Origin of the sequence: Parabacteroides sp. AF48-14, from assembly GCF_003477465.1 — a bacterium.
GTDB lineage: Bacteria > Bacteroidota > Bacteroidia > Bacteroidales > Tannerellaceae > Parabacteroides > Parabacteroides acidifaciens.
Window position 1 is genome coordinate 17,957 of record NZ_QUDI01000044.1, and the last position, 12,340, is coordinate 30,296.

A 12,340-nucleotide genomic window follows, 5' to 3' on the forward strand; every position below is an offset into this window, starting at 1 on the left:
TACGACCGTCCTAATCTTCGCGAGGTGCCGAGTGCACTACACATTAGCACGGTCGTAATGGCAAAGAGGACGGTCGTAATTGGGGAAAACGCTCAAAAAAGGCGAAAAAGTCCCTTTTTGAGGTCAAAAAAGCGGATTAACATTTCTTCGCTTTCGGCTCTCTTCCAAGCCTTAAAAATACGTTTTATACAATAAGCCCTTATTTTGACAGCGCGCTAAAAAGCTTTTTGTGGACATTCCGGTGTGATGTCTTCAACTGATTGGAATGCGGATCATGACAGGTGATACAGGACATATCCTTGAAATCTCCTATAGTTGTTTTGTCATCTCCGGAACCCAACTGGTGATTCGTGCCCGGAGCGTGACATTGCATACACAGCAATGTATTGGCATCCTTTATTTCAGCAACAAGGGAATCGCCTGCAAATATCTGTTCTTTCAGCAATTTATCCGCCGGCATATGCCGTTTATCGGCACGCATATAGAGAGCTGTCGGAGGATATTTGGCCTTTTGGGCCAATGCGCCGCGGGAAGCTTCGTCCATATCCTTATAATTCATACCTCTGGGCTGTTCGTGGTGAACCTGGTGGCAGGCAAGACACGTGATGGTCGGTTTATCCATCTGGGAAGCGTCTTTGATATGCCAGTTTTCCGGCCCGCCTTCCATCGCCATCAAGTCGTCTATATCCCCGTCATAAAACATACCATGGCAACGGAAACAATCCCAGTATGGCCTTTCCATCTTATTATGTTCGACATCCATAAAAATATCCTTGTAAGTAGTGGAGTGAGCACCCGACATCCACGATGCCTGTTCGGCCTGATGGCATTCCGCACACCGGTTGGCAAGGGCCAAAGATTGCTTTTCCGTCAAATGGATATCTTCGAAAGTCTTTTTTGTGGTGAAATGCTTATAAACCATATTCAGTTTTTCGGACATGCTGTTGAAACTTTCGAGAGCCGTACCGTGACAGTCAGTGCAGGTGACATCTGCATGGACCGACTGTTCCCACTTTGCACATGCCGTGCTTATTTCATGGCATCGGGCACAAGTATAGTCGGGGTCCAACCGGTTCCATGTGGCATAAGAGGCAGCTATCACGACAAGAACAGCCGCAGGCAGTATTCCCCAATAAAGTATTTTCTTTTTCATTCAAACATGATTGACGGCATAATCGCCCACCCACCGTTTTCCATCCAACGAATTGATGACTCTCGGATTCTTTTTACCATCGGGTCCAAAAGACGCACCCAAATCCTGTACACGCTGGGAAATCAGCTCGTCATTGAAATGCTTATCGTAAGAGGGCCAGTCTCCACGTTCAAAAAGGGTAACTTTAATATAGTTAGATGCCAGTTCTTTTGCCACGATTCCACCTCCGGCGCCGGCGCCTACGACGATTGCTGTATATTGTTTATTTGCCATACCTGTTTTGTCCTACTAAAAATGGATATCTAATTTCATCATGCGATAGCTGACGTAGTCTTTATTCCCCCCGTGATGTGGCGGGCCGTAGAAGCCCTGCATAGTGTGCTGGCGCACCATCCAGAAGAAACCGGATTGAGAGATATCCTGCCAATACTTCTCCGGCAGCTTATTCGATTCCATATCCTGCAAGACTTTTGTCTGCACATCCCACTCCAAGGCTACAAAGTTTTTCCCCAGAATTTCTTTACAATAGGCATTCACTGCCTTTACACCGGCCTCATAACGCGCCTTTTGTTCCGAGAAACGTTGATACAGCTGTTTATCAATATAGTTCAACACTCCGGCATCCAACGCCCCGGGATATTCATCCGTAGGAATAATCTGTTCACAAATTGCCCCGATACAATCGGCCTGTTCTTCGGTGAAGGAAACAAAGGACTGCCTTCCCTTTTTCAGATCACAGGCAGGCAGTAGAAGCAAACTTCCATATAAAGCAATGCACTGTCTTTATAATTTCGTCGGTTACATCTCATAATATATAAATTTAAGTAGTTATATCCATTTTAGTTATCCCCCTTTATATAAAGAGTAATATAAGGCTACATTTCCCTAAAAGGATTCACAATAATTGTTGACTTTTTTGTTTTATACAGAATAACATACCCACGCCGGGCAAACAAAAAAACTTCCGCCTCATAATGAGAGACGGAAGCTCTTTTTGTTCATCCTATGTTCTTTACAAAGGCAAACCCCAGTTGCATTTTATTTTTCCAGATTCTTTTTCCGAGTCAACGCTTCTAAGAAATAATAATCAGCATAAACGATTGGCACATCAATTTCTGTTCCTGCTGGTTTATGGCCAGTGCTTGAACGCAATAAGAAACCATATCCCTGATTTAAAGAAACCATATACGATTCTGTCAAATTCTTCAAAATTGTATCAGCCCATTCTTTATATTGCTTACCTTTATCTGAAAAAGTAGAAAGCTCATATAAAGCAGATGCCGTTATAGTGGCAGCCGATACATCCCGGGGTGAGGCCGGGATTTCCGGATCATTATAGTCCCAGTAAGGAATTAAGTCCGACGGCATATTAGGATGATTAAATATAAAAGAAGCAATCTGCTCGGCCTGTTTTAAATATCTCCTGTCATTCGTTTCCCTGTAACACATCGTATAGCCATATAATCCCCATGCTTGCCCGCGTGCCCAAGCAGACTCATGCGCATAACCTTGATGTGTATGTTTATTTCGAACGTTGCCGGTTATAGTATCATAATCAATAACATGATAAGAGCTATAATCCTTTCTGAAATGATTCTTCATCGTATTATCAGCATGTGTTACTGCTATTTTATAAAATATAGAATCGCCGGAAGCTTTAGTCGCCCAAAACAGATATTCAAGATTCATCATATTATCTATAATAACCGGATACTCCCATTTGTCGCCATTATGGTCCCAGGAACGAATACAGCCGACTACCGGATAAAACGAGAAGCTAAAGAGTTCGCCCCCTCCAGTAAAACCTGTTTATATTTTTCAGATTGCTCCAAACGATATCCGTTTCCATAACTGCAATATAGCATAAAGCCCAGATCATGAGTTCCCTTATATGATTTTAAGGGCTCCAATAATTCAGTTTGAAACTCGGCCTTCTCTTTCCAGAAGTTATCCCTTGTATATTCATACATATACCAAAGTTCACCGGGGAAAAAACCACTACACCAATCCCGGGCACGAACTAAACGCAAAGAGCCGTCAGCTTGAATATTACGAGGGGAAGGTAATTCTTCCGGCGTCTTTCCCAAAGAATTCCGAACATTCTCGACCTCAGTCAAAGCATAACGTAACTGTTTGTCTGCAAAAGAAAAATCCTGACTTACCAAATCACTCGCTCTTTCTCCCGAACAGGAAAGAGCTATTAACCCCATGCAGATAAAGGAGGATACTTTTTTCATTTTTATAATACTGATTGATATGTAACATTTTTATTTTCTCCCGGCAAAAGGAATACTTTAATTTTTTGCTTAGCGGATAATTCCAAGTCCGTATCAAATCCAATAACCGAAATACCCGGATTAGGAGAATCACAACTAAAATCAGATTGAGCAGGTGAAATATGCCAACGGACTTTCTTCGGGCCTTCAACCTTTACATATAGTTTCTTTCCATCTTTTTCCAATAGCATCACATTATCTGATAAGATTTTAGCCGAAGCAGGGGTAACCATAGTCCATGTCATCATTGTAAAATGTTGGGTTGCTTCAACCATGTCTTCCACCACTACATATTCTTTATTAACCAAAGAAACAGCCCGTTTTGCACTTTTCACTTGATCTTTATAGACAGCTGTCAAATCAGAAATAACATACATATTATTTTCCTGGTCCGAATATCCATCAATTTGAGCTTTCCCTTTTACATTCTGGTATTTATGATTAAATGATAATGTATTATGTGCTAAATTATTATAGCGGTAAACATCCCAACGCTGGGAATTTTGCTTCGTATTCCACAAATCAACGCCTCTCGTCTCCAATCTATTATAATCTTCTCCGCCCAAATCCATACCCCAAAGGACACCGTCTGCTTCAAACAAAAAGCTACCGACATCCATATGTCCGTGATTAACAGATGGAGATCCCATTTTCACTCCCACATAAACAGCCAAAGGATCATTCCAGGAAGAACGCATAAAACAAACAGGATTATCACCTTGAGCCTTCCATGATAATTGTACAGGTTTCTGCGGATTAGCTAATGAAGCAGAGGCACCCCAAATTAGCATTGCCGGAGCCAAACGATCCCTTTTGATACGTTTTTGCCCATCTTTCTTATACAGTTGTGCCTGATTATACAAAATGGAAGCGTCCTTTGTTTTATCATAAAACCAAAACATAGTCGGAGCCAAGAATGCGTTTGCCCCATTATCCGAATATGCAAAATTTTTCAGGCCCGGCGTTACCGCATGTAATATATATTCACCTGTCTTCAAGAAACCGGGCAACTGGCTCAAGCCGTAGTCCGTTCCGAAAATCTTTTCAATAGCGCTAAGAAACATTGCATTAAAAGACGTTCCGTAATCCCAATAACCGACACCCTCGGGATAAGCACCATCAGGAGCATAATGCCCCATTGGAATGGATATTTTATCTATAGCCCGGTTTATTACTGTCCGGGACAGTTCCGGTTCTTTCTCCCATATCGCCAGAGCTCCATAAGTAACACCGGCATGGCAGACTTGATTCCAATTATGAACAGCATCAACAAACCAGTTATATCGTTCATCAAAAGAAGGCTTCAAACCCTTTTCAACAATAGCTTTCTCTATTACATTTTTTGTCTGCGCCGATAATTGAGGATAGAGCCAATCATAGCCGATAGCTAATGCCATCGTCATTTCTCCCACATCCAGAAAATGAGACGGATTCCAATCAGAGAAAGAAGCAGCTTTCAACATTTCATTTTCTGCCCGTTTTAGGAACTCACTCTTCCCACTCATCCGATACGCATAACTCAGAATAAAAATACGGCGCAAATTTTCTCTTGATACACTTAACAAACGTTTGCCCGTCTTTATCCGTTCATTCAATGGTAATTTTACAATATCTTCAGCCTCATCCAATAGTGACTGATGAATATCTTTCCATATCGCATCTTTCATTATCACCTTTTTCAAAGCTTTCTCTTCGCCTTTCTGCAATAGAATCCGAGGATGTCCGCCAAGGCGGGTAGATTGGGACACAAACTCTTTTTGTGCAAAAGAGAAACAATGGCAACACAACAATGCCATCAAAAAAACAATAATTCGTGTTTTCATACTTATTAAATTTAAATTATTTGTGGTACACAATACTCTTTCCGGCATATTCTCCCTGTGGTAAATCCACCGCAATACGAGAAGAGCCGGTGCTTTCATCCCACTCGCTCTGAATACATTCCTGACCGGAGTCACCTAACTTCTGATTGACAGACCAATGAATCTTCTTCAAAAAATGAGCCGGATCAGCAACACCCCATGTAAGGATTTCACCAGATTCACTATACTTCAACATCAACATTCCCGGAGAATCCATCGTCACAACTATCTTTTCATTCACTTGGAGGGTCCCGCCTTTATAAAATACGGCATAAGCCATGTTCAGTCCATCATGGCGGACAGCCTGCAACTCTTTATTGTTTGCCAAAGTCACGATTCCTGCTTCTCTCACCTGCCTTTCAATAGAAGAACGATCCGTGGAAGGGATCACAATATATGCATAGTCACCCTTGTCCGGATGTGCGCCATGATCTATGGAAAGGGTAAAAACCTCCTGCTCTACGGTTTCCTTCGGTGTACTGGTTTGCCGGTTTGCGATACTCCAACTCCCGCTAACTTTCTGATTGAGCAACGTAATATTCTCCTTTTTAGGGAAATAATATCCCACTTTATCATGGATCACCCATTGTGCACCATCAATGTTGCGAACGCCTTGCTTTTGAACATCGATGCCTTTTGTTTCGCTCACCGTGACCTCTCCATTCAAAATACATTGATTGACTGTAGTTGAGACCGGATACTTCATCCGGCTTGAGATATCCGTGCCCAGACAAACATATTCCTTGTCAAAGAAGAACCAGGCTTTCTTGGCTGCCAAACCTGTATGCGGACTCTTGAAATTGAAACCGACAGCACCATACAAACCATCTGTAACCGCACCCACAAAATCAGTCAGTCCCCATTTCTGCACTTCATTCTCACCTGGCATTTTATCCAATTGCACAATCGTTGCTCCCGGAATCTTCATCCAATCACAAACAGGCGTCAATCTTTTATATTCATCTCCCCGGACTGAAAGATAATTTGTTCCATCTCCTCTAAAATGGTTCATCAGTCCCTCTCCGTTGTAAGGTTCTTCCATATTCGCATTACGAGTTGAATACATTCTGACTGAGGTGTAAAAATCAGGACGTTGGAAAACAAAATGATCCGTACGCCAAAAGAATTTAGCGAAAGAGGCTGGTCGACATGAAGGGTCTCCTTTTCTCAAACAAATAATATTTTCCAATTCAGCTTGCCTATAATTCGTCAAGTTTTTCAATTTTTCAGGATCAGAAGCCCCCCAAACCTTCTCTTCACCCGGTCGAGTGATGTCTCGATTCAAGATACCTGGATCCGAAATCTTCCCATAGATCATCTGTTTACAAATACCATCAATATAATAATCAATCAGCAATCTGACTGCTTGGTCCGAAAAGCGGAATTTCGTATCTGCCACATTCGATGCCCATTCTATAAAAGCACTGGCATAACCGGAACCATAAGAAAGAGTGTTATTTACCCAATCCGTCCGGTGATGGAAGCTAAAATCATGTTGCATACCTCTTTCAGTTGAGAACTTGATTTCTCCCTCTATGATTTTCATTAGCATGGCAACCTCTTCCGCATCTCTTTTAAACAGGGCTGCTTTTGCCTGTAACCCTGCAATCTTTATACGATCCCCGCTGGGCCGTGCCCCCCAGGCATTGATATTTCCACGCTCCGCTATCTTTAGCATCCGAGTTGATTCTTCTTGAGACAATTCCTTATCAAGTATTAACAACATACTCACCATCACGTTAGGAGTGCCAATCTGATTCCACCACCAATTCTCACAAATGAAATCATTTGCCAACCAAAAAGCCAATGATTGGTGAATAGCCTTTCTCACCTGCTTATTTCCTTTGTAAAGAGACCCGTCTTTTTTATAAGCAATGCTTAATGCCAACATATTACCAAGATGCCGTTCATGTTGAAAAGCAGTACGGGTCGTATCGACATAATCAATACCTGGCCAAGTTCCGTCTGGTTGTATTGACTCCAATAGAGTATTAATCTTTTCTTCGTTAATAATTGGTTTCATTGCTTGTTCTGCAAAAAGTTTCCGCAATTTTTCTATATCGGAATCAGTCTTTCCCATTATTGTTTGGAAACAGAACAACAAAATAAACCAACACAGCAGTTTCATTAAATTCCTTTTCATCATATACATGGTATTATTTAAGTTACAACTAAATATTTTAAATCAGAGAATTATTCTAACGGAAATAATTTTTCACCTGCATCGATATAACTCTCCCCTCTCAATTTTTCATTAACCGATTTATCCTTAGGTATCACTTCTATAGGGACATTAGAACGAACCAAAAGATGCTTTTGATCATATTCCAGGAAAAAATTCCCCTTCTTTTTTGCTCTTATCTCGAAATTCTCATCTTCAGCAAAAGTTCCGCTTCCGACATAAATCATATTCTTATCCTTCGTATGCGCAAAAATATTCCAATCGGCACAACATTTCTTTCCCCTGACAGGAATTTCCAAAAGCTCTTGAGTACTGGCAAAAATATAAATATCCCCTTGCTTTGTTTCTACTGTCAGAGCAGAACCATTTACTCCATCCGGTATTTTTATCCGTTCTACATTTTTAATAACCCCACCAGACAGACCGTCCGATGTCGGTTCGTAAACAGCAACAAAAGGATTATCGGCAGCCTTTTCCATCCGCATAGTAACAACAGGCAAAGGTTTATGCAGATAGGGTGCTTGTGCTGTCTTCGCTTCCGGAGACAAAGCTGTAAAATAAGAGACATCAGGAGTTGCCGGCATCCACATTTTCATATATCCATGTTTAGGAGTCAAAGACTCTGCTGAAAATAATGCCACTACGCCTTTTCCATAACAACCGGTTGTCCGGACTGATTTAAAATAACGCAAGCCAGGACTATCTTTGCCGACACAAGGATATGAGGATATAGATTGTAATTCTATTATATCACCATCCACCGTATAAAGCTCCACATTATCACCTATATTATGATACAAATAATCATTACTTACCTTATTGTCAGACCGGTAAATATCCACATAAAAGCCATGTTCTTCATCTATGCGTACAATTGAGAGTAAACGTTCCTGATTCGTTTTTGTCGCCCCTTCTTTGTATTTAGTCAATGTATAAGAAAACTCATCAGAAAGTGCTTTTATCCCTGCTAAAGGTTCCATCGACACCAACTCTACTGCTCCAATCGATTTAGTACCTCCACCACCTCTAAAAGGAGATAACGACGTGGAAGATCCTGCTGCAACCACAGTATTATGTGCAGCCCACTGGGTATAATATTCCACATGCATCGGATGCTCATAAGTCGGACCGTTACCCGGATCTATCCCCATCACAGTTCCTGCCCCATACAATTCCACACTCATTCCATTAGAATGATTATGATTATAAGTAGCTCCTTGTACAACGCACATCAATCCGTTTTGCCGATCCATTCCATTTCTCTGAAGATAGCAAGATGCAAAATCCAATTTTTCTGTCCGGTTCCATAATTTTCCACCTTTAGTATTCACGACTGGCAGTTTAGGCAAGAAACACAGCACTCCGGTTATCCCTGTATTTTCACGATCATAGAGGCCCGCATTTTCCAATATTTTCACAGCATCTACCAAATCCGGCAAAATTGATAATGAATACTTATCAGCCATTTTTATAGCACTTTCCAAACACTCAATGCTTTGTCTCGGACGTCCGGTATCACCAAAAGCAGAAGCTGTCAAATTAGGAAAAGAATACTTCAACATGACATAAGCAGCCTTCAATAATTCAGGATATTTATTAAAAATCTGATACCCATTATTCTCTAACATCATAGCTGCCTCTATTAATTTCGAAACAGGATAGTTATGATAGCCTCCCGGTTCTTTCCAATGTCCATCTGCGGTAAACCATTGCTTTGTTGCGGAAGGTAGACTTAACTGCCCACAACCATCCACAATCGTATCCCGACTCAAATAAAACTCTAAATAATAATTTCTTTTCTGCGCATCCTTTAATGACAAAGCGGCGGCAACCAACGTTGAACTTTCTGCCGCGAACCAGTTGTTTCCTGTATACCCTCTGAATGACAATGTCCAGGCAATCTTTTCAAAAGCCTTTTCATAATTATCCAAAGAGTAATCATGCTTCACCAGATAAGGATACAAGAAATCATAAGCCAAAACCAACGGTTTCTCTTTCTCATCACCCAATGTCTGGATATCCAAAAATCCAGTACGTCCCGGACCGTCAATCGGCTCCTGATATACTACCCCGTTAACCCATTGGTTTAGTACATCAGCAGCAAATTTAGCATACCTTTCTTCTCCCGTCAGCCAGTAAATAACAGAAGCTTCATAAGCCAATACGTTGATTCTGCCATTAATCGCCGCCACATACGATTGCGGATCCACTCTTTCATATTGCTGAGTGACAGGATTCAACAAATTCATCGTCATTGATGTATCATTCGGAATAAGATTTTCTATTTCAGGGACGACATAAGCCCGGCCTTGTGCTGTTATCGGAGAACGCTTATGTGGTGAAACCCGTACAGTCGGAACCGGAGCGTCGCCTCTGTAGCCTATCAGCCGTGTTCCTTCTTTGTCGGATATAAAATGAGTGTAACGTTTTCCCGGAACCCTGTTCATCAAATAGCGATCCAAAATCCAATGGGGATCTGCCTGGTGTCTCTCTACATAAACTTCCAACCGCTCTTGCGTCTGGTTGAAAATTTGTTTTGCCCAAGTCTCTTTTTCTATTTTATCTAATATGGCAGCCTTATCCTCTTCGTTGACAAGGATATGCGGATGCCGCTCTGCCATAACCGGAGAACAGATAAACAAGACTAAAACTATGATATTATATAGAACTTTCATCATTTATTCATTTAATTGTTCCAATTGCAGTTTTTTCTCAGAAGAAAGGTATTCCTGTTGCTCTGTTTTGCCATTCCACCTGTAGAGATTATCTTTGATATCGGTTTCTCTCTGGGCAAATGTCTGAATTCCGTAGCTGTTGTTATACTGAATCATATTTTGTTTGATCTGAATCCGGCTGGAACCCTCGTGTAAATATTCCCCCATAAAGCCACATCCGTCATTGCCTTCAATCAAACATTTTCTAATTTCACCATTGTGACACTCTGCCATCAGTATGCCATGCCAGCCATTTCTGGCAATCTCGCAGTTCTCAACCCTTAATGATTTACAATGATCAAGAACCAGTCCACAACCGCGTATAGAGGTGTCGAACCGCGAGTCCTTTATTATAATATCACTGGAGTGTTGTATCATCAGGTTATGTTGAAGTCTTGGGCCGGGAACAACATGTGCACCATTTTCTGTAAAATCACAGTGATCGATTTCCACACCTTTGGCATCCGATATGTAAACACCAGATCTGGAGAAATTAATCACAGTCAGATCTTTCAATTTAACCTTGCTAAAAGTATGTCCGGCCTCCCCTCGCAAGGAAATACCAGCCAATGCATTGCTATAACGCCCAGTCCTATAAAAGCGTCCTGAATTCGGATCATAAGCATCTTGATGTTCCTTGGCTCCTTCCACGATAAGATTCTCTATGGTAATGTTTTTCGCTTCTAAATCCCCCAACAATATGGCTGCAGTTCGGACCGTCGGTTCACAAATCAGAACAGTGCTCCGGCCTTCTCCACAGATATGTATATCCGAGGGAATGATCAATGATTGTTTCAGTTTATATTCACCGGCACGCAGGAACACTGTTTTGCCAGAACCCGCATTAGCCCTCAATATCGTTTGGAGATCTTCCTGATCATTTACTTCAATAATGGACTGGCTAATCGGTCGAGTCTGTTCCAGTGTAGCACCTGCATGATAGGCTATCTTGCTTTCCTGAACATCCGTTAACTCAGCAGGTTTCTGCCGGAACGCATCCCTGAATGCAGTCAGTTTCCACAACGCACTTGCAGGATTATTCATCTCTGTACGACTGCACAATTCTTTCAAATAAGGCATATCAATACCCTTTGCCGCAAAATGGTCGATACAATATTCAAAACCCGAACGGTATTTGAAGCGTTCCCTCTGCGAAGGGACACCGTAAGCATAAACAGAATCACCGGTAATAAAACGCGCAGAATATTCCAAGCCTAAAGCTAATCTATTGTCTGCCGCACCAAACAAATCCACGCCTTGCGTATAAGCAATACGAGCCGCACCTGAAAACTCATAAAGTCCCATTTGAACATGTCCCTGATCTCTGCGAGTTTCCTGGCATTGTCCTGTAGGATAAATATACTTGATCAGACTACCATTTGCATTGGCATGCAGATAATGATAAACAGCATTATCAAACAATTCCCGGTTACCAGTAAAGACGGCAATAGCTAACAATGTGTGCATGATCGCCCCATCCCAATTACCGTTTGCAACAGGAAAATAGTAACGAATAGTCGGATAGAAAGCCGACATCATCAGCCGGCTCATGTTCTCCGTATCTTTCTCTTGCCACCCAGGATAGTTATACCGCAAAATTTCGGCAGCGTTACAAAACTCATAACCAGTCAGTGCAACAAGCAGTTTTGCATTGTTTTCATCGAAACTACGTAAGGTATTAGCCCATTTCTCTATAATATCAACCACCATTTCCGCATAGCGATCGTCTCTCGAAATATACCATAAGACAGCACAACTATAAGCCATACGTGCAGATTGTGACAACTCCTTTCCACCAATGTCCGGCTTAGAATAAGGCCCGCTGATCACATGAGCAAAAGGCTTTACCTGAAAATTCAAAGATGTTTTTTCTTTTAATAAATCATAAGCACTTTTCCAAGGCTGCTTTCCATCCAACACTTGTTCCCGCATATATTCCAGATCTGCTTGGTTCATATCTATACCCGGATGAACAAACTGTTGGGCAAATCCAATGTCAGTCACCAGCAAAAGCATGCTTACGATCAATAGTAATTGTATATTGTGTCTCATGATATTATTTGGTTTATATAATAGAATAGACTAAAACAAAACTGGGTAATTGGCAGGCAAGTTAACAAAAAATACAAACTCATCAACTTGCCTACCTATCA

General features: G+C 41.5%; 7 protein-coding genes and 1 pseudogene. All 8 read right to left on the reverse strand.

Annotation, left to right across the window (positions count from 1 at the left end):
* Nucleotides 1-199: 199 nt before the first annotated feature.
* Nucleotides 200-1,153: a multiheme c-type cytochrome gene (locus DW083_RS17730; RefSeq protein WP_122333305.1), complete on the reverse strand. Its 954-nt coding sequence runs from the start codon at nucleotides 1,151-1,153 to the stop codon at nucleotides 200-202.
* Nucleotides 1,154-1,426: an NAD(P)-binding protein gene (locus DW083_RS17735; RefSeq protein ID WP_122333306.1), complete on the reverse strand. Its 273-nt coding sequence runs from the start codon at nucleotides 1,424-1,426 to the stop codon at nucleotides 1,154-1,156.
* Nucleotides 1,427-1,441: 15 nt separating this feature from the next.
* Nucleotides 1,442-1,909, reverse strand: a complete 468-nt coding sequence (locus DW083_RS17740; protein ID WP_158582137.1) for a gluconate 2-dehydrogenase subunit 3 family protein — start codon at nucleotides 1,907-1,909, stop codon at nucleotides 1,442-1,444.
* A gap of 282 nt (nucleotides 1,910-2,191) precedes the next feature.
* Nucleotides 2,192-3,390 (reverse strand): annotated as a pseudogene (locus DW083_RS17745) (glucuronyl hydrolase).
* 2 nt (nucleotides 3,391-3,392) lie between these two features.
* Entirely contained in the window at nucleotides 3,393-5,252 is a 1,860-nt protein-coding gene (locus tag DW083_RS17750) for a heparinase II/III family protein (RefSeq protein WP_122333308.1), read from the reverse strand.
* A 16-nt stretch (nucleotides 5,253-5,268) separates the two neighbouring features.
* Nucleotides 5,269-7,437 (reverse strand): polysaccharide lyase family 8 super-sandwich domain-containing protein, encoded by a 2,169-nt coding sequence (locus DW083_RS17755; RefSeq protein WP_233552271.1) that lies wholly within the window; start codon nucleotides 7,435-7,437, stop codon nucleotides 5,269-5,271.
* 47 nt (nucleotides 7,438-7,484) lie between these two features.
* Complete coding sequence (locus tag DW083_RS17760; protein ID WP_122333310.1) at nucleotides 7,485-10,151, reverse strand: heparinase II/III family protein; 2,667 nt, start codon at nucleotides 10,149-10,151, stop codon at nucleotides 7,485-7,487.
* Complete coding sequence (locus DW083_RS17765; RefSeq protein WP_122333311.1) at nucleotides 10,152-12,239, reverse strand: right-handed parallel beta-helix repeat-containing protein; 2,088 nt, start codon at nucleotides 12,237-12,239, stop codon at nucleotides 10,152-10,154.
* Nucleotides 12,240-12,340 lie beyond the last annotated feature (101 nt).

Excerpts from the sequence above, each read along its gene's own strand:
- DW083_RS17730 (WP_122333305.1), bottom strand. The coding sequence starts at position 1,153 with ATGAAAAAGAAAATACTTTATTGGGGAATACTGCCTGCGGCTGTTCTT.
- DW083_RS17735 (WP_122333306.1), bottom strand. The coding sequence starts at position 1,426 with ATGGCAAATAAACAATATACAGCAATCGTCGTAGGCGCCGGCGCCGGA.
- DW083_RS17750 (WP_122333308.1), bottom strand. The coding sequence starts at position 5,252 with ATGAAAACACGAATTATTGTTTTTTTGATGGCATTGTTGTGTTGCCAT.
- DW083_RS17755 (WP_233552271.1), bottom strand. The coding sequence starts at position 7,437 with ATGATGAAAAGGAATTTAATGAAACTGCTGTGTTGGTTTATTTTGTTG.
- DW083_RS17760 (WP_122333310.1), bottom strand. The coding sequence starts at position 10,151 with ATGATGAAAGTTCTATATAATATCATAGTTTTAGTCTTGTTTATCTGT.
- DW083_RS17765 (WP_122333311.1), bottom strand. The coding sequence starts at position 12,239 with ATGAGACACAATATACAATTACTATTGATCGTAAGCATGCTTTTGCTG.